The following is a 22,668-nucleotide window of genomic DNA, read 5'->3' as shown; positions in this document are numbered from 1 at the left end:
GCGCGCCGGGCACAACGGGAAACCTGCCATGTTGCGTCGCCTGGAAAGACTGATCGACCCCTTCCGGGGCATGCCCGACCACGAGCCGCCCGGCCAGGTCTGGCGCTTTTATGCCTGGTACCTGCGCGAAGTGTGGGGTGTGTTCGCGCTGCTGTTGCTGGTGGGTCTGGTCGGCGCACTGATCGAGGTGGCGCTGTTCAGCTTCCTCGGCCGGCTGGTCGACATGGCACAGACCACGCCAGGCGCGGAGTTCTTCAGCCGGCATCGCAACGAGCTGCTGTGGATGGCCGTGGTGGCGCTGCTGCTGCGCCCGATCTTCTTCGGCCTGCACGACGTCCTTGTGCACCAGGTCATCAACCCCGGCCTGGCCAACCTGATCCGCTGGCAGAACCACCGCTACGTGCTCAAGCAGAGCCTGTCGTTCTTCCAGAATGATTTTGCCGGGCGCATCGCGCAGCGCATCATGCAGACCGGCTTCTCGCTGCGCGATTCCGCGGTGCAGGCGGTGGACGCAATCTGGCACGTGGTGATCTACGCGATCAGCTCGCTGGTGCTGTTCGCGCAGGCCGACTGGCGGCTAATGATCCCGCTGCTGCTGTGGATCGCGTGCTACGTGGCCGCCCTGCTCCACTTCGTGCCGCGCGTGAAGCAGCGTTCGGTGGTCGCCACGGAATCGCGTTCCCGGCTGATGGGGCGTATCGTCGACGGCTACACCAATATCACCACACTCAAGCTGTTCGCCCACACCCGTCACGAGGAAGACTATGCGCGCGACGCCATGTCCGAGCAGACCGAGAAGTCGCGGCTGGCCGGGCGCATGATCAGCGGCATGGACATCACCATCACCGCCATGAACGGCGCGCTGATTGCCGGCACCACGGGGCTGGCCCTGTGGCTGTGGAGCGAGGGGCACGTCACCACCGGCGCGATTGCGCTCACCACCGGGCTGGTGATCCGCATCAACAATATGTCCGGCTGGATCATGTGGGTGGTCAACGGCATCTTCGAAAACGTCGGCCAGGTGCAGGACGGCATGAAGACGATAGCCGTGCCGCGCGTGGTGACCGACCGCGCCGACGCGAAGCCGTTGCGCGTCACCCATGGCGAGGTCCGCTTCGAGCGGGTGGGATTCCACTATGGCAAGGGCTCAGGCGTCATCGAAGGCGTGGACCTGACGGTGCGCCCGGGCGAGAAGATCGGGCTGGTCGGCCCCTCCGGCGCCGGCAAGTCGACGCTGGTCAACCTGCTGCTGCGACTCTACGACGTCGAGCGCGGCCGCATCCTGATCGACGGCCAGGACATCGCCGCGGTCACGCAAGAAAGCCTGCGCGCACAGATCGGCATGGTCACGCAGGACACCTCGCTGCTGCACCGGTCGATCCGCGAGAACCTGCTCTACGGCAAACCCTCCAGTACCGAGGCTGAACTGCAGCAAGCCCTGCACCGCGCCCGCGCCGACGAATTCACCCCGCACCTGGTCGACGCCCACGGCAATACCGGGCTGGAGGCACAGGTCGGCGAGCGCGGCGTGAAGCTGTCAGGCGGACAGCGCCAGCGCATTGCCATCGCGCGCGTGCTGCTCAAGAATGCGCCGATCCTGATCCTGGACGAAGCCACCTCGGCCCTGGATTCGGAAGTGGAAGCGGCAATCCAGGAAAGCCTGGAAACGCTGATGCAGGGCAAGACCGTGATCGCCATCGCCCACCGGCTGTCGACGATTGCGCGCATGGACCGGCTGGTGGTGCTGGACAACGGCCATATCGTGGAAAGCGGCACGCACGCGCAATTGCTGGCGCACGGCGGGCTGTATGCGCGGCTGTGGGCGCATCAGACCGGGGGATTTGTGGGAGTGGATTGAGTCGCTGGTTTGCTCCCCTCTCCCGCTTGCGGGAGAGGGGAGCAAACATTCGCCTGGGCTGACGATTCAGCTAATCAATTGCCGCCAGCCGGCGGCTCCACGCGCACCGGATCGATGCGCGGCTCCTTGAGCTTGGCCTCGATCGCCTTGCCCTTGCGCGCGCGCTTGCCGACGTAGGCCTGCAAGGCCACGCCTGCCAGCTTCTGCGAGGTCGGCTTGCCGCCGCGCCCCGCGCCCGAGAGCATCAGCCCCGGCGCGCCGACGCCCACCGCCTGCAGCAGCTTCTCCTTGGGTTCCAGCTCGATCAGGATCACGCCACGCCCGCCGGCGGACAGCACCTTCACTTCATCGAGCGCCACCAGCAGCAGGCGGCCGTTGCCGGACAGGCAGGCCACATGCGTGGCCTCGTCGCCGATCGGCGCCGGCGCCAGCGGCGTGTCGCCGTCATCCAGCGTCAGGAACGACTTGCCGCCCTTCTGCCGGCTGATCATATCGCCGACCTTGGTCTGGAAGCCATTGCCGCCCGCGGTGGCGATCAGCATGCGCTGCTCCGCGCTGCCGGCAAAGGTGTGCGCGACCTGGCTGCCGGACTGCAGCTCGATCAGCGTGGTGATGGGCACCCCGTCGCCGCGCCCGCCAGGCAGGCTGGCGACCGGCACGGAATAGACCCGGCCGTTGGTGCCGAAGACCAGCAGCACGTCGACGGTACGGCATTCGAAGGTGCCGTAGAGCGCGTCGCCGGCCTTGAAGGTGAACTGCTGCGCGTCGTGGCCATGGCCCTGGCGCGTGCGCACCCAGCCCTTCTGCGACATCACCACCGTCACCGGCTCGTCGATCACGCGCACTTCGGCCGCGGCGCGGCGCTCTTCCTGGATCAGCGTGCGGCGCGGGTCCTTGTCTTCCGGGCTGTACTGCTTGGCGTCGGTCTCGATCTCCTTGATGATGCGGCGGCGCATCATGGTCTCGGACTTGAGCAGCACGTCCAGGTCGGCCTGCTCCTCGCGCAGTTCCTTGAGTTCCTTTTCGATCCGGATCGCTTCCAGGCGCGCCAGCTGGCGCAGCCGGATTTCGAGGATGTCCTCGGCCTGGCGGTCGCTCAGGCCGAAGGCCTCGATCAGCGCCGGCTTGGGCTCGTCGCTCTCGCGGATGATGCGGATCACCTCGTCGATATTGAGCAGCACCAGCATCCGGCCTTCGAGGATATGGATGCGGTCCTCGACCTTGCCCAGGCGGTGGCGCGTGCGGCGCGTGACGGTGTCGAAGCGGAACGCGATCCACTCCGACAGGATCTCGCGCAGGCCCTTCTGGCGCGGGCGCCCGTCGGTGCCGATCATCACCAGGTTGATCGGCGCGCCCGACTCCAGGCTGGTATGCGCCAGCAGCGTATGGATGAACTCCTGCTGGCCGACGTTCTTGCTCTTGGGCTCGAACACCAGCCGCACCGGCGCATCCTTGCCCGATTCGTCGCGCACCGCATCCAGCACTGCCAGCACGGTGGCCTTGAGCTGCTGCTGGTCCTGCGTCAGCGCCTTCTTGCCGGTCTTGATCTTGGGGTTGGTGATTTCCTCGATCTCTTCCAGCACCTTCTGCGCCGAGGTGTTCGGCGGCAGCTCGGTCACCACCAGCTGCCACTGGCCGCGCGCCATCTCCTCGATGGTCCAGCGCGCGCGCACCTTCAGGCTGCCGCGGCCGCCCTCGTAGATCTGGGCGATATCGGACGCCGGCGAAATGATCTGGCCGCCGCCCGGGTAGTCCGGCCCCGGCATCAGCGCCAGCAGCTCGGCCAGCGTGATATTGGGATTGCGGATCATCGCCACGGTGGCCGCTGCGACTTCGCGCAGGTTGTGCGGCGGGATCTCGGTCGCCATGCCCACCGCGATGCCCGAGGCGCCGTTGAGCAGCACGAACGGCAGCCGCGCCGGCAGCAGCCTGGGCTCCTGCATCGAGCCGTCGTAGTTGGGGGCGAAATCGACCGTGCCTTCATCGATCTCATCGAGCAGCAGCCGCGAGATCGGCGTCAGGCGCGCTTCGGTGTAGCGCATCGCCGCCGCGCCGTCGCCATCGCGCGAGCCGAAGTTGCCCTGGCCGTCGATCAGCGGGTAGCGCAGCGAGAAGTCCTGCGCCAGGCGCACCAGCGCGTCGTAGGCGGACTGGTCGCCATGCGGGTGGAACTTGCCCAGCACATCGCCGACCACGCGCGCGGACTTGACCGGCTTGGCGTCGGCGCGCAGGCCCATCTCGTGCATCGCGAACAGGATGCGGCGCTGCACCGGCTTCTGGCCGTCGGCCACCTCGGGCAGCGCGCGGCCCTTGACCACGCTGACGGCGTAGTCCAGGTAGGCGCGCTCGGCGTAGCGCGCCAGCGTCAGCGAATCGGCCGGCTCTTCAGGTTGAAACGTGATGTCTTGTTGTTCCATGGGTAGGCAAGAATTCGGCGCGCCACGTTGAACTGCCGGCGCGCCGGGTTGCTTGTTGTTCGGGTATGCCGGTCAGGGCATGGCGCGGCGCCCGCCGATGACCATCTTCACGCGCGGGCCGTCCGCGCTGGCGCTGGCGCGCCTGAGCACCGCGCCCTGCTGCGGCTGGTACAGCCGGTAAAACTGCAGCACGGTGCTGACATACTGCCGGGTCTCCGGGTAAGGCGGAATGCGGTTGTTGTAGCGCTGCACCGCGCCCTCGCCGGCGTTATAGGCAGCCAGCACCAGCTCCAGGTTGTTCGGGAACAGCTGCATCAGCCAGCTCAGGTAGCGCACGCCCGCGGTGATATTGGTGCGTGGATCGGCCAGCTTCTGCTCGATGCTTCGGCGCGCATCGGCGTTCACGCCAAAGCGCGCGCCGGTGTCGGGGATCACCTGCATCAGGCCGATCGCGCCCTTGGGCGACACCGCGCCCGGGTTGAAGCCCGACTCGACCGCCATCACCGCCTTGACCAGCGCGGGATCGACATCCTGCTTGCCGGCGATCTGGTGGATCAGCGGCTCGACGGTCTTGATATTGGGATGGTTGACGACGTAGCGGTACAGCTTGTGCTGCTCCAGGTCGATGTCAGCGCCAGCGGCCGCCTGCGACTGCCGCGCCGCCAGGCGCGCGGTATCCAGCTTGCCGCCATCCTTCATGAACAGCTTGTAGCGCGCGTCGAGCTTCTGGTCGGCAAAGTGCGCCACGCCATCGGCATCGATAAAGCCCCACAGCTCGGCATGCGCCGCCGGCACGAAGGCGAGCCCGGCCAGCGCCACGACGGCTGCCGCCGCCTTGCGCCATGGTTTGCCGGGAGTTCTCGTCGTCATCGTGCGTTCCAGATTACTGTCCGTTGGCGGCCGTCGGGAATGACGGCCAGGCAGACTGGGGGATTATCTACCCAATCACCGGCCGCCGCTTTCCGCTCAGGTTTCGCTCAGATATCGGCCTCGACCTCGTTGCCCTTCTCTTCCAGCCAGCTGCGGCGCTGTGCGGCCTCGCCCTTGCCCATCAGCATATTCATCATCTCGACGGTCTGCGGCAGGTCGTATTCGCCCAGCGACACGGGCAGCAAGCGCCGCGTGTCGGGGTTCATGGTGGTTTCCCAGAGCTGCTCGGCGCTCATTTCGCCCAGGCCCTTGAAGCGGGAAATCTGCCACGAGTTTTCCTTGACGCCGTCCTTGAGCAGCTTGTCCTGGATGGCCAGCAGCTCGCCTTCGTCCAGCGCGTACAGCTTCTGCGCCGGTTTCTTGCCGCGCGCGGGTGCATCGACGCGGAACAGCGGCGGACGCGCCACAAAGACGTTGCCGGTCTCGATCAGCTTGGGGAAGTGCCGGAAGAACAACGTCAGCAGCAGCACCTGGATATGCGCGCCGTCCACGTCCGCGTCGGACAGGATGCAGATCTTGCCGTAGCGCAGGTTGGACAGGTCGGGCTCGTCGTTGGCGCCGTGCGGGTCCACGCCGATCGCCACCGCGATGTCGTGCACCTCGTTGTTGGCAAAGAGACGGTCGCGCTCGGTCTCCCAGGTATTGAGCACCTTGCCGCGCAGCGGCAGGATGGCCTGGAACTCCTTGTCGCGGCCCATCTTGGCCGAGCCGCCGGCCGAGTCGCCCTCGACCAGGAACAGTTCGTTGCGGGTCACGTCGGTGGACTCGCAATCGGTCAGCTTGCCGGGCAGCACCGCCACGCCGGAGCCTTTTTTCTTTTCGACCTTCTGCGCCGCGCGCGTGCGCGCCTGGGCCTGGCGGATCACCAGCTCGGCCAGCTTCTTGCCGTACTCGACATGGTGGTTCAGCCACAGCTCCAGCGCCGGACGGCTGAAGGTGGAGACCAGCCGCACCGCGTCGCGGCTGTTCAGGCGTTCCTTGATCTGGCCCTGGAACTGCGGGTCCAGCACCTTGGCCGAGAGCACGAACGAGGCGCGCGCAAACACGTCTTCGCTCATCAGCTTGACGCCCTTGGGCTGCAGCGCGTGCATCTCGATAAAGCTCTTGACCGCCTGGAACAGCCCTTCGCGCAGGCCGGATTCATGCGTGCCGCCGGCCGGCGTCGGGATCAGGTTGACGTAGGACTCGCGCACCGGCGCGCCGTCTTCGGTCCAGGCCACCACCCAGGAGGCGCCTTCGCCGTCGGCAAAGCCTTCATCGCCGGGATTGGCGTCGGGGTCGGCAAAATGCTCGCCCTCGAACATCGGGATCACCAATTCCGCGCCGCTGCCCTGCGCCAGCGCCTCGACCAGGTAGCCCTTCAGGCCCTGGTCGTACTGCCAGGTCTGGCGCTCGCCGGTCTTCTCGGTCACCAGCGTGACCTTGACGCCGGGCAGCAGCACCGCCTTGCTGCGCAGCAGGCGCTGCAGCTCGGCCAGCGGGATCGCGGCCGAGTCGAAATACCTGGCATCCGGCCACACCTGCACGCGGGTGCCGCTCTTCTTCTCGCCCCGCTCGATCTTGCGCGAGGCCAGCGGCACGGTCACGTCGCCGCCGGAGAAGGTCAGCGTCGAGCACATGCTGTCGCGCCACACGGTCACGTCCAGCTGCGTCGACAAGGCATTGGTCACCGACACGCCCACGCCGTGCAGGCCGCCCGAGAAGGCATAGGCACCGCCCTTGCCCTTGTCGAACTTGCCGCCGGCGTGCAGCCGGGTGAAGACGATCTCGACCACCGGCACGCCTTCTTCCGGGTGGATGCCCACCGGGATGCCGCGGCCGTCGTCTTCCACGCTGAGGCTGCCGTCGCGATGCAGGGTCACCAGGATCTCGGAGCCGTGGCCGCCGAGGGCCTCGTCCGAGGCGTTGTCGATCACCTCCTGCACGATATGCAGGGGGTTGTCGGTCCGGGTGTACATGCCGGGACGCTGCTTGACCGGCTCCAGGCCCTTCAGGACCCGGATGGAAGATTCGCTGTACTGACTGGTTTTGCTCGCCATGGAGTCGCTACGAAAGTGATGGTCCCGGCTGCCATGAGGCGCACAACTGTGCACGCGCCGGGGCACCGGGCACTGCATTGTAATGGAAGCGGGCGACGGCAATCCCGCCAAAAAGGCGCTTGGCCTGCCGACCCGCGCTGGCGCCGGTTTTGCCGGGCCGCCGCCACTTTTTGCCAGGGCGCCGGCAGCGCGGGCAGCGCCGTACGCGTTTTCCCGAGCCGGAGTAAACTCGCCAGCACCCGGCCCCGGCAAGCCCGATTGCCGTCCCGGCATGGACAACAACAAGCACACAATCCCTGTCGGCACCGCGCTTACCCGGCGGGACTGCCGCACATCGAGCCAAGACATGCAGAACCGACAACTCTCCCTGACCACCGTACTTGTGTGCGGTGGGCTGCTCGTGACCCTTTCAATGGGCATCCGGCACGGCTTCGGCCTGTTCAACCTGCCGATCACCCAGGCCCATGGCTGGAACCGAGAGACCTTCGCCTTCGCGCTGGCGCTGCAGAACCTGATGTGGGGCGCCAGCCAGCCCTTTGCCGGGGCGCTCGCCGACAAGTTCGGCGCGCTGCGCATCATGCTGGTCGGCGTGGCGCTGTATGTGGCCGGGCTGGTGGTGATGGCGCTGGCCACCAGCGGCACCGCCTTTGCCACTGGTGCCGGCGTGATGATCGGCATCGCCCAGTCCGGCACCACCTACAGCATCGTCTACGGCGTGATCGGCCGTGTGGCCAGCCCCGAGAAGCGGGTCTGGGCCATGGGCATCGCCGCCGCGGCCGGCTCCTTCGGCCAGTTCCTGATGATCCCGGTGGAACAGGGCCTGATCTCCGGGCTGGGCTGGCAGAACGCCCTCTATGTAATGGCGTTGATGGCCTGCGTGATGCTGCCGCTGGCGCTGACGCTGCGCGAGCCGCGCGAAGCGGCCCACACCGGCGGCCACCACCAGACCATCGGCCAGGCCGTGCACGAAGCCTTCGGCAACCGCAACTTCCAGCTGCTGACGCTGGGCTACTTCGTGTGCGGCTTCCAGGTGGTGTTTATCGGCGTGCACCTGGCGCCCTACCTGAAGGACCAGGGCCTGACCGACCCAAAAGTCGCCGTCGTGGCGCTGGCGCTGATCGGGCTGTTCAATGTATTCGGCACCTATACCGCGGGTGCGCTGGGGCAGCGCCTGCCCAAGCGCTACCTGCTGTCCGCCATCTACGTGACGCGCTCGGTGGTGATCGCCAGCTACCTGCTGCTGCCGCTGACGGTGGCCAGCACCTGGGTGTTCGCGGCGGTCATGGGCTTCCTGTGGCTGTCCACGGTGCCGCTGACCAACGGCATCATCGCCCAGGTGTTCGGCGTGAAATACCTGTCGATGCTATCGGGCGTGGTGTTCTTCTCGCACCAGATCGGCAGTTTCCTGGGTGCCTGGCTGGGCGGCTTCCTCTACGACCGCACCGGCGGCTACAACACCGTGTGGCTGATCGCGATCGCGCTGGGCGTGGTGGCCGCGCTGGTGAACCTGCCGATCCGCGAGCAGGCGCTGGTGCGCGCGCAGCCGGCGGCGGCATGATGAGCACGACCCAGGCGCGCGTGATGAAGGCAGCCGGGCTGGCGGTGCTGGCCGGGGTGCTGGCGCTTGGGTTCGTGGGTTACCTGCGGCCGGGGTTCATGGTCGACCTGACCAACATGGTGTTGGCCTGGTGCGGGTGAGGGTCGGCTTGCCTGACCCTCAGGCCCCCTCGCCCTTCGACTTCGCCTCCAGCACTTCCCAGCGCTCCAGCGCTTCCAGCAGTTCCATCTCGATCTCGTCGTGCCGCGTGCCCAGCTGCGCGGCCTTGGGCGCATCGCTGACATAGAGCGAGCCGTCCGCGAGCTGTGCCGAGATCACCTTCTGCTCGGTTTCCAGCGCGGCAATGCGCTCCGGCAGGCCGTCCAGTTCGCGCTGCTCCTTGTACGACAGCTTGACCGTACGATTGGCGCCGCGCGCTTCGCGCGAATCCTTGCCCTTCACCGGCTCTGCCGCCTTCTGCTCCGGCTTGCGCGCCGCTTGCAGCGCCGCGCTGCGGGCCGACTGCTCGACCCAGTCGGAATACCCGCCCACCGACTCGCGCCACACGCCATCGCCCTCGGCGGCCAGGGTCGAGGTCACCACGTTGTCCAGGAAGGCGCGGTCGTGCGAGACCAGGAACACGGTGCCGCCATAGTCCTGCAGCAGTTCTTCCAACAGTTCCAGCGTGTCGATGTCGAGATCGTTGGTCGGCTCGTCCAGCACCAGCACATTGGCCGGGCGCGCAAACAGGCGCGCCAGCAGCAGCCGGTTGCGCTCGCCACCAGACAGCGACTTGACCGGCGAACGCGCGCGCTCCGGCGCGAACAGGAAGTCGCCCAGGTAGCTCATCACATGCTTGCGCTGGCCGTTGACCTCGACCCAGTCGCTGCCCGGGCTGATGGTGTCGGCCAGCGAGCGCTCCAGGTCCAGCGCGGTGCGCATCTGGTCGAAGTACGCCACCTGCAGGTTGCTGCCGTTGCGCACGGTGCCGCTGTCCGGCGCCAGTTCGCCCAGGATCAGCCGCAGCAGCGTGGTCTTGCCGGCGCCGTTGGGGCCGATCAGGCCGACCTTGTCGCCGCGCATGATGGTGGCGGTGAAGTCGCGCACCACCACCTTGTCGCCGTAGGCCTTGCTGACGTCGGTCAGCTCGGCCACGATCTTGCCGGAGCGGTCGGCCTGCGACACCTCCAGCCTGACATTGCCCTGCACCTCGCGCCGCGCGGCGCGCTCGTTGCGCATCGCCACCAGGCGCTGGATGCGCGACACGCTGCGCGTGCGGCGCGCCTCCACCCCCTTGCGGATCCACACCTCTTCCTGCGCCAGCAGCTTGTCGAACTTGGCCTGCTCGACCTGCTCGGCGGCAAGCATCTCTTCCTTGCGCGCCTGGTAGGCGGCGAAGTTGCCGGGGAAGGACACCAGCCGGCCGCGGTCCAGTTCGATGATGCGGGTGGCGACGCGGTCGAGGAAGGCGCGGTCGTGGGTGATCAGCAGCACGCTGCCGCGGAAGCCCAGCAGCAGGTCTTCCAGCCAGCGGATCGCTTCCACATCGAGGTGGTTGGTGGGCTCGTCCAGCAGCAGGATGTCGGGCTCGGCCACCAGCGCCTGCGCCAGCGCCACGCGTTTCTGCAGGCCACCGGACAGTGCCTCGACGCGCGTGTGCGAATCCAGCCCCAGGCGCGCCAGCGTGGTTTCCACGCGGGTGCGCAGCTGCCAGGCGCCGGCGGCGTCGAGCTCGGACTGCAGCCGGTGCAATTCGGCCAGCGCGGCTTCGTCGTCGTGGTTCTCGGCGACGCGGTCGGCGGCGGCCTCGTAGCGCACCAGCAAGTCGTGCGCATCGCCCATGCCCTGCGAGACCGCGTCGAACACGGTGATGCCCGCCTCGAACTGCGGCTCCTGCGGCACGTAGGCGCTGGTCACGCCGCTCTGGCGCGCGATCAGCCCGTCGTCGGGCGCCGACAGCCCCGCCACGATCTTCAGCAGCGAGGACTTGCCCGAACCGTTGCGCCCGATCAAACCCACGCGCTCGCCGGCCTCCAGCGAAAAGTCGGTGTGATCGAGCAGGGCCACGTGCCCGAAGGCAAGCTGGGCGTCGGTAATGGAAAACAGGGCCATGGGAAAAAGACGAGACGACGAGGGAAAGGAGGGACGGCCTGGCAGCCAGGGCTGGCGTGGCACGGCAGCCCGCATTGTAGACGACCGGGGCCGGGCCAAGGCTGGCCCCAAAAAAGAAGGGCCCGCGCACTGCGGGCCCAAGAGTCTCTCCTCGGTGCCCTGCTCGCAAGGCACGAAGCCAGCATAACAACGCCCCCCCTGCCCGCTCCAGTCGGAAAAGTCCGTAAGGGAAAGCCCCGTCAACCGCGATTTCTGGACGCCGCCGCGGCAAATTGGTACGACCAAGGCACTCATGCGAAGATGTCGGCCGTGCCAATGGCCTGCTGCCACCTTCATGACCACCGCTTCGCTGAAATTGTCCGACCTGTCCGTGTCCGCGCTGGTCGCCGGGCTGGTCGCCACGCTCACCGGCTATACCAGTTCGCTGGTGCTGATGATCCAGGCCGGCCACGCCGCCCACCTGACCGATGCCCAGATTTCGTCCTGGATCTGGGCGCTGTCGATGGGAATGGGGATCACCACCATCAGCCTGTCGCTGGCGCTGCGCGTGCCGATCGTGGTGGCTTGGTCCACGCCCGGCGCGGCGCTGCTGATCGCCAGCCTGCCCGGCGTGCCCTACGCGGAAGCCATCGGCGCCTTCCTGCTGGCCGGGCTGATGATGGCCGCGGCCGGCATGACCGGGTGGTTCGACAAGCTGATGCGCGCCCTGCCCGCCAGCATCGCGTCAGCCCTGCTCGCCGGCATCCTGTTCCGCATCAGCGTGGATGTGTTCGTGCAGGCGCAGCACCAGACCGTGCTGCTGCTGGCGATGTTCGCCGCCTACCTGCTCGGGCGGCGCCTGTGGCCGGCCTATGCGGTGCCAGGGGTGCTGCTGACCGGGGCGGTGGTCGCCGGCGTGCTCGGCCAGCTCGATTTCTCGGGCGTGCGGCTGGCGTTGGCGGTGCCGGTGTGGACCACGCCGGCATTCTCGCTGTCAGCCTTGGTCAGCATGGCGGTTCCGCTGTTCATCGTGGCGCTGGCCTCGCAGAACATCCCCGGGCTGGCCGTGCTGCAAGCCGACGGCTACCACGTGCCGGCCTCGCGCCTGATCTCGATCACCGGCCTGACCTCGGCCCTGCTGGCGCCGTTCGGCTCGCACGGCGTCAACCTGGCGGCGATCACCGCCGCCATCTGCACCGGCCCGCAGGCCGACCCCGACCGCAACCGCCGCTATACCGCGGCCGTGGTCTGCGGCGTGGGCTACCTGGTCGCGGGCACGCTGGCGGCCAGCATCGCGGCGCTGTTTGCGGCCTTTCCGCAAGCGCTGGTGGTGGGCGTGACCGCGTTCGCGCTGATGGGCTCGATCGCCAACGGCCTGACCGTGGCCATGCAAATCCCGGCCGAGCGCGAAGCCGCGCTGCTGACCTTCATGATCACGGCGTCCGGCATGACCCTGGCGGGTGTCGGCTCCGCGTTCTGGGGCGTGGTGGGCGGCATGCTGGCGTTCCACGTGCTGCGCCGGCGCGCCGCCTGAGCATCGCCGCTAGAGCATCAGGAAAGCCACGTCCGCGTAGCCGATATCGTCGGACGACACGCCCCTGCGGCGCTGGAACAAGACATGCTGCAGCACGCGGTCGCGATGGGCCGCGAAGGTTTCCGGATCCAGGTTCAACGCCGCGCGCGCGTAGTGCTCGGCCATCAGCTTGTAGACGCGATGACGCACCTGCAGCATCTCGTTCGCCGCCTGGAGCCGGCTCATTTCCCCCACATGGTCTTCGTCCAGCTGACGCATGCTGACCACCACCCGGGCATGCATGCCCCGGTAGCGATCGACCTCCGCATGGGCCTTGCGCAACTCTTCGCGCAGCGACCGCACCTCCTGCAACAGCTTCAGGTTGTGCTGCACGCCGCGTTGGATGCGCGAAGCCTCTTCCAGTGCTTGGTCCGCCGCGGCGATGGTGTCCTGCCACGGATTCGCGTCCGGCGCGGGCCCCCCGTCCCCCGGCTGCGAAGACGTCCCGGCGGACGTGCCGTCGATGCCATTGTGATGCATACCGCTCCCCTTACCCATGCCCGCCGCCGGCATCGTGGGGTTCGTGCCGGCTTGGTCGGGCCAACTACCGCGACTGCCCTGTAGGACTTGTGCCGCGGGCCGGCCATGCGCCCGCTTGTTCTCTTCGTTATAGCCACATTCAATCCTCCATCACCGCTTTGCACAACCACCGCAACGGAGGGACGCGGCTTTGGCGCAACATGCGGGAGCGCTAAGATGCCGGCTTCGGCCCGTTTCGGCCCACCCACTTGTACGCTCCCATGAACGGATACCTGCTCCTCGCCCTCGCCATCGTCGCCGAAGTCATCGCCACCAGCAGCCTGAAGGCGTCGCAGGGCTTTACGCGGCTGGTCCCCAGCGTGCTGGTCGTGACCGGCTATGTGGCGGCGTTCTATTTGCTGATGCTGGTGATGCGGACAGTGCCGGTGGGAATTGCCTATGCGATCTGGAGCGGGGCCGGGATCGTACTGGTATCGCTGATCGCGGTGGTGCTGTACCGGCAGGTGCCGGACCTGGCGGCTTGCGCTGGGATTGGTCTGATTATTGCCGGCGTCGCCGTCATTCAGCTGTTTTCGAAGACTAGCGCGCATTGATCGTAGGTATGCTCGGCAGTGGATGACCCCTCATCCACTCTTGCCGCAGTCCCATTTTGGGACTGGCATTGCCCACATGCGAATCATAGCGAAGAGGTCTTTGCTGCAATTCAGCAAGTTCCACCCCGAAGCCAGGCAACCGCTGCTTGCCTGGCATGAAGAAGCCCGCTGCGCGGCCTGGACCGCGCCCAGGGACATCAAGGCACGCTACGCCAGTGCCAGCTTCGTCGGCAGCAACCGCGTGGTCTTCAATCTCGGCGGGAACAAGTACCGGCTTATCGTCGCTGTCGCATACCGGTTGGGGGTCGTCTGCGTGAAGTTCATCGGCACCCATCTCGACTATGACCGCATAGACGCCGCCACCGCGGAAATGGAGTGATCACCATGGATATCCGCCCCCTGCACACTGAAGCCGACTACCAGGAAGCGCTGGCCGCGGTCTCCGCCCTGGTCGACGCAGACCCTGTGCCCGACACGCCTGAGGGCGACAAGCTGGAAATCCTCTCCATGCTGGTGGAACGGTATGAAGCCGGGCACTTTCCGATGGATCTGCCGGATCCGATCGCCGCGATCCGCTTTCGCATGGAACAAGCTGGCCTCACGCCACGCGACATGCAACCGTACCTGGGTAACCTCAACCGCGTATATGAAGTGCTCAATGGCAAGCGCGCGCTGAGTCTGGCCATGATCCGGCGGCTGCACCGTGACCTGAAGATTCCCGCGAACGTGCTGATCGCCGAACGCAGTGCGGCATGAGCACTTGCGCAGCGACTGGCGCGCGTGCTAGCCAAAGCGCGCATCGATCTGCTTCCTGGCCCAGTCCGAGGCATGCTGCCATGCCTCGCCTTCGCTGAAGAACTGGCCCGGAACAAGATGGTGATCGAAGACCTTGAGTGGCGCGCCATCCGCCGCTTTCGCGCAGATGGTCACCTCACCTTGCCAGGGGCCGCCAACGCCAAGGGACGTTGCCGATGCTTCATACCAGTGGTCGCGGTAATACGTGAACCCTTGGAGATCCATGTCTTTCTCCACTAGTGGCATTCAGGAAGTGTCAGTCGTTGGCGTCGCCTGAAGTGGCTTGGTCAATCTCCCGTTTCGCGCACGCATAGGCGTTATCGATCGCGACCGATTCCGTGGGAGCAAGCGCCCCGGTGTTGTGCCGGTGTCCGTGACCGCGGATGCCATATGACCAGTCCCACTGGCCGCCCGAGTCCTTTTTGGCCTGGATTGAGATCTCTCGGCCTTTGTATTTCAGTTCCATGGCGAGCGCTCCGGAGTTTGGAGGATCGTAGCATGAAGCACCTGTCAATCCAGGCCCTCGACGGCGAGGCTGGCGCCATCTTCTTGGGCTGAAATTCCGGGGGAATACCTAGATTGAGTTGGGGAGAGGGCACAGCTGGGAACCACAGGGTACGGACTGTGGACTGGTCCCGCCGACAGGAATCGAACCTGTATCTAGCGCTTAGGAGGCGCTCGTTCTATCCATTGAACTACGGCGAGGGACAGGACTGTCAGGATCGGGAACCGCGGGCGCGGTGATCCTGGAGACGGCCCGGAGTATATCAAAATCCGCACCGGCCCGGCTCGCCGGCAGTGGCGGACCCGTCCCGGCGGCCTCGCCCGGCAAGGCGGCCGGACGATGGCAGGCGCGTCGGCCGGCCGGCATGGCGCAGGGCGCGGCGCCCCGGCCGGTGGTGGCCGCGGGCGCAGTTGGCGGCGGCAGTGGCGCAGCTGCGGTGGCAGGCTTGTCCGCGCAGGTTGCAGCGCAATTCCCAGTCGATCAGTCCGGACATGGCAGGCTCCTTGATTCGGTGATGGCCGCGCGGTTCAGGCGAGGTCCAGGTTCAGGCCGCCCAGTTGGGCTTGCAGCAGCGCGCCCAGCAGCAGCCAGCCGATGTGCAGCGCGGCGCGCGGGCGGCGCATGCATGTTTCCACCTGCTCGCTGCGGCTTTCGCCGGACAGGCACCAGGAGCAGAAATGCTCACAGTTGTTGGTCAGCAAGTGGTAGGCGTTTTCGCCCACGCGGGAACGGGCGCGTTCGACGGCCTGGCGGCCGGCGAAGCGGGCGCAGGGCTCCGGCCTGACGGCGATGCCGAATCCGGCGGCGAAGGCTTCGAGGGTAGTTTCTTCAACCGGCGCGGCCTGCAGGGAGCGCGCGAAACCGGCGTAGTGGATGACGCGGCCGGCGCCGGCGTAGATCCCATGATGGGCGTAGCCGTGGCGTTCGGTGACCAGGTGGGCGCCGAGCGGCAGCGGGTCCGCGAAACGATCGTCGCTGCCGGTAGCGCGTTCTTGTTGTTCCTGGATGTTCATGGCTGGCCTCGGTGTGTCTGGTTGCTGCAAGCATTGCTGCTTCGTGCCAGACCAACCGCATCAACCATGCCAATACCAGGGAGGCACGGCCCGACAACGGTTTGGCGGAAATCCGGGGGTTTTGGATGGGATCGAGTGTCGGATGGCAACCAACCGCGTGGCGGCAACTCTGTTGGCTGGCAGCCACCATTCGCCCCGCGCCGCGCGGCCTGGGCGGGCTGGCGGCAGGGATCGCGCGATGCTTGCGCTGTGGTGGGTCCATCCCGACACTGGCTGGCCGGGTGTCGGGTCGAGGCCAACGTGGCTGGACTGCCGGGGTGGGCCCCATTGTCCCCGCCCCGCCCTGCAGCCCGCGCCGGACTTGGGTTTCCAGTCGACCTGCTGCCACACCCATGCTGTGGCACGCGCCTTGCTCAATACCGGTACCGCCCCCGGCGCCACGCCACATCCACCGGAGACCGAACATGGCCACCCTTGCAATCAACGACCTCGCCAGCTGCCGCGAACTTGCTCCCGCCGCCATGGCCCGCGTGCGCGGCGCCGGCGGGCAGTGGGTGTTCGGGTGGATCCGCCCGTTCGTGCCCTCGTCTCCGCTGCCGCTCGGGACGGTGATCAACTTTTACGAGATCAACTACAGCTTCTATGCTGATCAGATGAACAACCAGTTCCAGAACATCGATATCCGCAACAACGCGCCAAACGCCAACATCAATGTCCAGGGCGACCAGGGCGCGAGGAACGACGGCAGGCTGATCTGATGCTGATCTGAGCGCCAGCGCCGCCGTGGCAGTGCCCCGGCTGGTCCGGGGCTTGACGCGGACCGGAGACAAGATTGGGTTTCGACTCGCACTTCCAGTGGACCTCGGCCGCATGCACGGACGTCGGGCGCGTGCGCGAGCGCAACGAGGACGCTTGCCTGGATCTGCCCAGCCAGGACCTGTGGGCAGTGGCCGACGGCATGGGCGGCCATGCCGTGGGAGACTTCGCCAGCCAGGCGGTGGTCCAGGCGCTGGCCACGCTGCCGCCGCAGCCCCGGCTGGAAGACCGGGTCGACGCCACGCGCGCGGCGCTGCAGGGCGTGAACCTGGCGCTGGTCGATGAAGCGGCGCGCCTGGGCGTGCGCTGCATCGGCAGCACGGTGGTGGTAATGCTGGCGGGCGATCGCCGTTGCGCCTGCGTGTGGGCCGGCGACAGCCGCCTGTACCGGCTGCGCGGCGGCCAGTTCGCGCGCCTCACGCGCGACCACAACCAGGTCGAGCGCCTGCTGGCGCGCGGGCTGATCACCCCGGAAGAAGCGCGCCACCATCCCGCGCAGAACACCATCACACGCGCCGTCGGCGCGGCCCCGACGCTGGCGCCGGAGCAGCTGCTGACCGAGGTCGCCGATGGCGACGTGTACCTGCTGTGCAGCGATGGCCTGAGCAACGAGGTCGACGATGACGACATCGCGGCGGTGCTGGCGCAGCAGGACGTTGCGCAGGCCGCGCCGACGCTGGTGCAGATGGCGCTCGATGCCGGCGGCCGCGACAACGTGTCGGTGGTGGTGCTGCGTGCGGCGGACCCGTACGGCTCTGACAAGACCCTGGTCAATCCCGAGCTGGACGCCTGAAGGCACGACCGCCGGCGGCCTCGCCGCCCTACCCCTTGCCGCCTTCGGCCTGCCGGTTGGCGCGGAAATCCTTCGAGTGGATGCCGTGCTTCTTCAGCAGCATCTGCAGGTGCGAGCGGTTCATGTCGAAGCGCCGCGCCAGTTCGGCGACGGTGCCGCCGACCTCCTGCAAGCCCCGTTCGAGGAAGGCCCGCTCGGCCTCGTCGCTGGCGGCGCGCTTGGCTTCGCTGAGGGACGTCGCCATGGCAATGTCGGCAGCGGCGGGGCCATTGCCCACCACCGCCAGTGCGGCGGGCCTGGGGCGGATGTCCTGCGGCAGTTGGGCCAGGTCGGCGGTGTCGCCGGCCAGGCAGCTCAGCCGGTACATCAGGTTGCGCAGTTCGCGGATATTGCCCGGGTAGTCGTAGTGCAGCAGGAAGTCGCGCAGCCGCGGCGTCAGCTTGAGTGGCCGGCGCTTGAGCATGCCGGCGGCCTCGTCACTGAAGTACGACACCAGCAGCGGGATCTCGTCGCGCCGCTCGCGCAGCGACGGCAGGCTGACGTGGATCACGCTCAGGCGATAGAACAGGTCTTCGCGGAAGGTGCCGGCCTGGCTCATGCGGCGCAGGTCCTTGTTGGTCGCCGCGACGATGCGCGTATCGACCGAGATCGCCTCGTCCGAGCCCACGCGCTGGATCTCGTGCGCCTCCAGCACGCGCAGCAGCTTGACCTGCCCGGTCAGCGGCAGCTCGCCGATCTCGTCCAGGAAGATGGTGCCGGTATGCGCGCTCTCGAACTTGCCGCGGCGGTCATTGCTGGCGCCGGTGAAGGCGCCCTTCTTGTGGCCGAACAGCTCGGATTCAAGCAGGCTGTCGGGGATGGCGCCGCAGTTGACCGAGATAAACGGCTTGTCGGTGCGTGAGCCATTGGCATGGATCACCTTGGCCATCAGCTCCTTGCCGGTGCCGCTCTCTCCATCGATCAGCACCGGCAGGTCGGTCGGCGCCGCCTTCTCGGCAATCTCCAGTGCCTCCAGCAACTTGGGGTTGTCGCCGAAGGTCCCTTCGAAAATAAAGCTGCGCTCAACCAGTGCCTGCCGGCGCGCGCGCGGCATGCGCTCGACTTCTTCCTGCGGCGGGGCCGCCTCGGCCGACGCGGCCTGCACGAAGCGCTCCTTGTGCGACAGCCCCATCACCTCGTCGCGCAGCGTGGTGACCTGCTTGAGCAGCTTCTCGATCTCCGGCCGGTCAAGCCGCGACGACCAGCGCAGCGTGGAACGCAGGATCTCGATCTTCTCGATCAGCCCGGCGAACGACACCGGGGACGTGACCGAGGCGGGGGTGGCTCCCTGGTTGTATAGCTTCATGCTGCGCTCAGTTGCTTCTGCACCAGTTGGAAATACATGCCCTTGCGCTCGATCAGCTCCTCATGCCGGCCCTGCTCGACGATGGCGCCTTCATACAGCACCAGGATCTTATCGGCCTGCATGATGGTGCTGAGCCGGTGCGCGATGATGACCGCGGTGCGCCCGCGCAGGATCTCCTGCATATTCGCCAGGATGTTGCTCTCTGACTGCGTGTCGAGCGCCGAGGTGGCCTCGTCGAACACCAGCAGGCGCGGGTCGTGGTACAGCGCGCGGGCAATGCACAGGCGCTGGATCTGCCCGCCGGAAAGCCCGATACCACGCTCGCCCACCACCTGCTCGTAGCCCAGCGGCAGCTTGCTGATAAAGGCGTGGGCATCGGCCATGCGCGCCACCTCCTCGATGCGGCGCCGGTCCGGGCTGTCGTCGCCGCAGGCGATGTTCTCGGCAATGGTCCCCGAGAACAGCAGGTTGGACTGCATCACGTAGCCCACCTGCGCGCGGTAGAACGCCGCGTCGATCACGTTCAGGTCATAGCCGTCCACTGTCATCGAGCCCTCGGTAGGCTTGTAGAAGCCCACCAGCAGCTTGGCCAGCGTAGTCTTGCCTGAGCCGCTGCGCCCGACGATGGCCACCATCTCGCCAGGGCGGATGGCGAAGCTGATGTTCTCCAGCACATAGGGCGTGTCTTCGCCGCCGTAGCGGAAGTACAGGTCCTTCATCACGATCTCGCCCTGCAGGTCGGGCAGCATCACGCGCGACAGCACGTCCTGCGGCTTCTGCTCGGGCTCCAGGTCGAGCACGTCGCCCAGGCGCTCCATCGCCACGCCGGCATCGTTGAGCTGGCCCCACAACGCCACCAGCCCCATCAGCGGCGCCAGCACGCTGCCCATGAAGGCATTGAAGGCGATCAGCTGGCCGATGGTGAGCTCGCGCTCCAGCACCAGCGTCGCGCCCACCCACAGCACCGCGATGGTGGTGGCGGCGTTGAGCAGCTGGCTCACCAGCCCCACCAGGATGTGGAAGGCCTGTGCCCGGTATTGCGCGTCCAGCGCCTTGGCGTACTTGCGCTCCCAGCGCAGCCGCACCGGGCGCTCGATGCCCATGCCCTTGACGGTCTCGGCGCCGCCCAGCGTTTCCATCAGGTAGGCCTTGGCATCGGTCGATGCCGCGAACACCTCGCGCGCATAGGTCTTGACCTTGGGCGTCACCACCACCGTCAGCGCCGCGATCGGGATCACGAAGGCGATCAGCAGCAGCGTCAGCTTGACGTTGTAGAGAAACATGATGGTGAAGTAGATAAACACCATCAGCAGGTTCAGCGCCGTGGTCACGGTCGACTCGGTCAGGAAGGCGCGGATGGTCTGGTTCTCCTGGAAGCGCGCGAAGATGTCCCCGGTCTTGCGCTTGGCAAAGAACGACAGCGGCAGCGACAGCGTGTGCTTGAAGAAGTGCGACATCATGGCGAAATCCATGTTGCGCACCATGAAGTTGGCCAGATACGCGCGAATCGTAGACATCAGCTGCGAGAACACGTTGGAGATGATCAGCCCCGCGATCAGCAGGTTCAGCAGCCCCACGTTCTGGTGCACCACCACGCCGTCCAGGATGTTCTGGATAATCAGCGGCGGGACCACCCCCAGCATCTGGATCACGAAGGTGGCCAGAAACAGGTGCGCCAGGATCCTCTTGTACGGCGCCAGGTAGCCGATAAAGCGCAGCCACGGCGAGCGCGACACCGACAGCTGGGTCATGCTCTCGCCCGGCGTGAACAGCAGGCAGGTGCCGCTCCAGCCGCGCTCGAACTCCTCGGCGCTCATCTTGCGGAAGCCGATGGCCGGGTCGGCCACCCACACCCAGCGCGACGAGATCCCGTACACCACCACGTAGTGGTACCCCTCCCAGTGCACGATGAAGGGAAGCTCGAACCCCATCAGCGAATCCCGCGTGCACTGCACCCCGCGCGTGGTGAAGCCGAGCGCTTCGCCGGCGCGCGCCAGGCTGTCGAGCGTGGCGCCCTGGGTGGTCACATTGGCCAGTTCGCGCAGCTTGCCCAGCGTCATCGGGATGCCGTAGTGCCGGCAGATCATCGCCAGGCAGGCCGCGCCGCAATCCATCTCCTCGGCCTGCTCCACCAGCGCGAAGCGGCGGATCAGCTTTTCGCCGAGCTCGGGCTTTGAATGCAGGTCCAGCAGCACCGGGCGCTTGCGCCGTTCGGCCAGCTTCTTCTGCCGATGCAACTCGCGGTCCAGCACGCGGATGCGCTCTTCCAGCACCTCGCGCAGGCGCGGGTTGCGCTCCAAAATCAGCTGCACCGTCTTCTCGGGAATCACCAGCAGGCGCACGTCGGTATCGGCAATGGCCGAGGCCAGCTGCTCCTGCCGCATCACGCAGGCGCGCTCGCCGAAGATGTCGCCCTGCCCCAGCGTCGCCAGCGGGTACTCGCTGCCCTCTTCGCTGCGCACGATGCGCACCGTGCCCTGGCGCACCACGTACAGGCGCCGGTCTTCGCGGCCGTCCTGCTTCAGGATCTCCTTGCCGGCCGCCACGCGCTTGACGCCGACGCTGCGCACGGCGTCTTCCAGCTCCTGCTTGTCGAGCTTGCCGCGCAGGTCGAACAGCCGCGCGACAAAGCCGCCGGCCGAGCTGATCGCGACATAGCTGGTGATAAACGCAAGCGCCGCCGGGTTGCCGGCCACCACCGGCTCGCCCACGCTGCGCGGGATCAGCAGCAGTTCGGTCTTGCCCGAGGCGCGCACCGACGACTCATGCCGGTAGTCGCGCAGCAGCGCGATATCGGCAAAGACCTCGCCGGCCTTGCGCACGCCCATGCTGATTTCCTTGCCGTGCTCCTCGTTGAACACGCGCACCGAGCCGGACTTGACGATAAACAGGCCCGGCGCCGCTTCGCCGGCATTGCAGACGGTGTCGCCAAAGCCGAAGGTCAGCACCTGCGCGGCTTCCGCCAGGCGTGCCAGCTCCTCCGGCACCAGCACCGACAGGATCTCGACGGTGGCGAGGAAGGCGGCCAGCGCCGATCCTGCCTCCGGCTGGTCCGGGGCAGGCGGGGCGGCGGGCTCGCCGCTCGCGCTAGCGGGCTTCGATGACATGTTCCTGCGCCCTGGCCATCAGCCAGTCTTCGCGCAGCAGGCGGCGCACTTCCACCGCCACCTCGCTATCGAGGGTGGCCGGGTGTTTTTCGCGCACCAGGAAGACTTCGAAGAAGGAACGGTCAGCCGACGGGAACGGTCCCAGCAGGTCGCCAGGCTCGGCATTGAACACCTTGGCCTCGATATCGGTCTTGAGCGAGCCGCGCAGCACCTTGCCGATCTCGCCTCCGCGCTCGCGCGTGTCGGCGATGGAATGCTCGCGCGCCATCTCGGCAAAGGCATCGGGATCATCCTGCAGGTACGAGATCAGCTCCTTGGCCTTGCCCTCGCTGTCGACCACGATATGGCTGACCTCGATGCTGTCGAAGCGCGGCGAGTTGAGCGCAAAGTACGCCTGCACCGCGGCCTCGCTGCACACCTGCTCCATCATCCGCTCCTGGTACAGGCTGTCGGTGACAAAGGCCTCGAATTCGTCCAGGCTGATGTTCAGCGCATCCAGGTAGTGATTCATGTCTGCGGCGCGATGCAGGCCCTGCACGCGGCGGAACTGGTCCGCGCGTTCCTGGATCTCCTCCGGCGTGACCACCACGCCCTGCCGCTTTGCCGCGTGCACGGTCAGCTTGTCGCGCACCATCTGCTCGACCAGCCCTTCGAACTGTCCGGTCAGCTTGAGCAAGCGCACGAACTCCTCGAAGCCAAGCACCTCGTCGTCGATACGCACAATACCAGTCATTTTCTCGGCTCCTTTGACGCCCGCGCGGTTACGCGCCGGGCTG

The 22,668-nt window shown here is 67.0% G+C and carries 20 protein-coding genes and 1 tRNA gene; 9 read left to right on the top strand and 12 right to left on the bottom strand.

The features are described from left to right. The first annotated feature begins 28 nt into the window (after positions 1-28). Positions 29-1,858: an ABC transporter ATP-binding protein gene (locus I6H87_RS12535; protein WP_010813565.1), complete on the top strand. Its 1,830-nt coding sequence runs from the start codon at positions 29-31 to the stop codon at positions 1,856-1,858. Between the two features lie 74 nt (positions 1,859-1,932). Here I6H87_RS12535 and parC read toward each other — a convergent pair whose 3' ends face one another. The 3 genes from parC to I6H87_RS12520 form a co-directional block, all read right to left on the bottom strand. Beyond that, complete coding sequence (gene parC, locus I6H87_RS12530) at positions 1,933-4,275, bottom strand: DNA topoisomerase IV subunit A (RefSeq protein ID WP_010813566.1); 2,343 nt, start codon at positions 4,273-4,275, stop codon at positions 1,933-1,935. A 72-nt stretch (positions 4,276-4,347) separates the two neighbouring features. Further along, the gene (locus I6H87_RS12525; RefSeq protein WP_010813567.1) at positions 4,348-5,145 is read right to left on the bottom strand and encodes a lytic transglycosylase domain-containing protein; all 798 of its coding nucleotides are present in this window, start codon (positions 5,143-5,145) and stop codon (positions 4,348-4,350) included. Positions 5,146-5,252: 107 nt separating this feature from the next. Next, complete coding sequence (locus I6H87_RS12520) at positions 5,253-7,244, bottom strand: DNA topoisomerase IV subunit B (RefSeq protein ID WP_010813568.1); 1,992 nt, start codon at positions 7,242-7,244, stop codon at positions 5,253-5,255. Positions 7,245-7,590: 346 nt separating this feature from the next. Between I6H87_RS12520 and I6H87_RS12515 the strand changes: the two genes are divergently transcribed. After that, positions 7,591-8,802, top strand: coding sequence for an MFS transporter (locus I6H87_RS12515; protein ID WP_037023614.1), 1,212 nt, complete (start codon positions 7,591-7,593; stop codon positions 8,800-8,802). After that, positions 8,799-8,942: a hypothetical protein gene (locus I6H87_RS12510; RefSeq protein ID WP_155737093.1), complete on the top strand. Its 144-nt coding sequence runs from the start codon at positions 8,799-8,801 to the stop codon at positions 8,940-8,942. Before I6H87_RS12515 ends, I6H87_RS12510 begins: the two co-directional genes overlap by 4 nt. Positions 8,943-8,961: 19 nt before the next feature. On the opposite strand, the gene I6H87_RS12505 is transcribed toward I6H87_RS12510, so the two are convergent. Next, positions 8,962-10,893 carry an ATP-binding cassette domain-containing protein gene (locus I6H87_RS12505; RefSeq protein WP_011615765.1) on the bottom strand — a complete coding sequence of 644 codons (1,932 nt, stop codon included), beginning with the start codon at positions 10,891-10,893 and terminating at the stop codon, positions 8,962-8,964. 334 nt (positions 10,894-11,227) lie between these two features. On the opposite strand from I6H87_RS12505, the gene I6H87_RS12500 reads away from it, so the two are divergent. Further along, positions 11,228-12,406: a benzoate/H(+) symporter BenE family transporter gene (locus I6H87_RS12500; protein WP_041687464.1), complete on the top strand. Its 1,179-nt coding sequence runs from the start codon at positions 11,228-11,230 to the stop codon at positions 12,404-12,406. Between the two features lie 9 nt (positions 12,407-12,415). Here the strand turns inward: I6H87_RS12500 and I6H87_RS12495 are convergent, their stop codons facing one another. Further along, positions 12,416-12,925, bottom strand: a complete 510-nt coding sequence (locus I6H87_RS12495) for a hypothetical protein (RefSeq protein ID WP_011615767.1) — start codon at positions 12,923-12,925, stop codon at positions 12,416-12,418. A 260-nt stretch (positions 12,926-13,185) separates the two neighbouring features. Between I6H87_RS12495 and I6H87_RS12490 the strand changes: the two genes are divergently transcribed. The 3 genes from I6H87_RS12490 to I6H87_RS12480 all read left to right on the top strand — a co-directional run bounded on the left by I6H87_RS12490 (position 13,186) and on the right by I6H87_RS12480 (position 14,274). Continuing rightward, positions 13,186-13,518 carry a DMT family transporter gene (locus I6H87_RS12490; RefSeq protein WP_010813574.1) on the top strand — a complete coding sequence of 111 codons (333 nt, stop codon included), beginning with the start codon at positions 13,186-13,188 and terminating at the stop codon, positions 13,516-13,518. A 76-nt stretch (positions 13,519-13,594) separates the two neighbouring features. Continuing rightward, on the top strand, positions 13,595-13,897 hold the full coding sequence (locus I6H87_RS12485) for a type II toxin-antitoxin system HigB family toxin (RefSeq protein WP_041687468.1): 303 nt from the start codon (positions 13,595-13,597) through the stop codon (positions 13,895-13,897). Between the two features lie 5 nt (positions 13,898-13,902). Beyond that, on the top strand, positions 13,903-14,274 hold the full coding sequence (locus I6H87_RS12480; RefSeq protein ID WP_011615769.1) for a helix-turn-helix domain-containing protein: 372 nt from the start codon (positions 13,903-13,905) through the stop codon (positions 14,272-14,274). Positions 14,275-14,301: 27 nt separating this feature from the next. Here the strand turns inward: I6H87_RS12480 and I6H87_RS12475 are convergent, their stop codons facing one another. The 4 genes from I6H87_RS12475 to I6H87_RS12460 all read right to left on the bottom strand — a co-directional run bounded on the left by I6H87_RS12475 (position 14,302) and on the right by I6H87_RS12460 (position 15,831). Beyond that, positions 14,302-14,538, bottom strand: a complete 237-nt coding sequence (locus tag I6H87_RS12475) for a hypothetical protein (RefSeq protein ID WP_010813577.1) — start codon at positions 14,536-14,538, stop codon at positions 14,302-14,304. Positions 14,539-14,569: 31 nt separating this feature from the next. After that, on the bottom strand, positions 14,570-14,779 hold the full coding sequence (locus I6H87_RS12470; protein ID WP_010813578.1) for a hypothetical protein: 210 nt from the start codon (positions 14,777-14,779) through the stop codon (positions 14,570-14,572). 164 nt (positions 14,780-14,943) lie between these two features. Next, a tRNA-Arg gene (locus tag I6H87_RS12465) sits at positions 14,944-15,018 on the bottom strand. 327 nt (positions 15,019-15,345) lie between these two features. Beyond that, positions 15,346-15,831 (bottom strand): lecithin retinol acyltransferase family protein, encoded by a 486-nt coding sequence (locus tag I6H87_RS12460; protein ID WP_011615771.1) that lies wholly within the window; start codon positions 15,829-15,831, stop codon positions 15,346-15,348. A 464-nt stretch (positions 15,832-16,295) separates the two neighbouring features. Between I6H87_RS12460 and I6H87_RS12455 the strand changes: the two genes are divergently transcribed. Together I6H87_RS12455 and I6H87_RS12450 are read left to right on the top strand one after the other, a co-directional pair. Then, complete coding sequence (locus I6H87_RS12455) at positions 16,296-16,589, top strand: hypothetical protein (protein WP_011615772.1); 294 nt, start codon at positions 16,296-16,298, stop codon at positions 16,587-16,589. Positions 16,590-16,663: 74 nt separating this feature from the next. Then, entirely contained in the window at positions 16,664-17,440 is a 777-nt protein-coding gene (locus I6H87_RS12450) for a PP2C family protein-serine/threonine phosphatase (RefSeq protein ID WP_011615773.1), read from the top strand. 28 nt (positions 17,441-17,468) lie between these two features. On the opposite strand, the gene I6H87_RS12445 is transcribed toward I6H87_RS12450, so the two are convergent. The 3 genes from I6H87_RS12445 to I6H87_RS12435 are packed head-to-tail and all read right to left on the bottom strand — an operon-like array spanning position 17,469 to position 22,625. Next, entirely contained in the window at positions 17,469-18,785 is a 1,317-nt protein-coding gene (locus tag I6H87_RS12445) for a sigma-54 interaction domain-containing protein (protein ID WP_011615774.1), read from the bottom strand. Next, positions 18,782-21,892 carry a peptidase domain-containing ABC transporter gene (locus I6H87_RS12440; protein WP_011615775.1) on the bottom strand — a complete coding sequence of 1,037 codons (3,111 nt, stop codon included), beginning with the start codon at positions 21,890-21,892 and terminating at the stop codon, positions 18,782-18,784. Before I6H87_RS12440 ends, I6H87_RS12445 begins: the two co-directional genes overlap by 4 nt. Then, positions 21,873-22,625 carry a peptidylprolyl isomerase gene (locus I6H87_RS12435; RefSeq protein WP_011615776.1) on the bottom strand — a complete coding sequence of 251 codons (753 nt, stop codon included), beginning with the start codon at positions 22,623-22,625 and terminating at the stop codon, positions 21,873-21,875. The genes I6H87_RS12440 and I6H87_RS12435 overlap by 20 nt, the downstream gene beginning before the upstream one ends. Between the last annotated feature and the right edge of the window lie 43 nt (positions 22,626-22,668).

The organism is Cupriavidus necator, assembly GCF_016127575.1.
GTDB classification, from domain to species: domain Bacteria; phylum Pseudomonadota; class Gammaproteobacteria; order Burkholderiales; family Burkholderiaceae; genus Cupriavidus; species Cupriavidus necator_D.
Note: the sequence above shows the minus strand (reverse complement) of the source record. Positions and strands in the feature narration are given on the sequence as shown.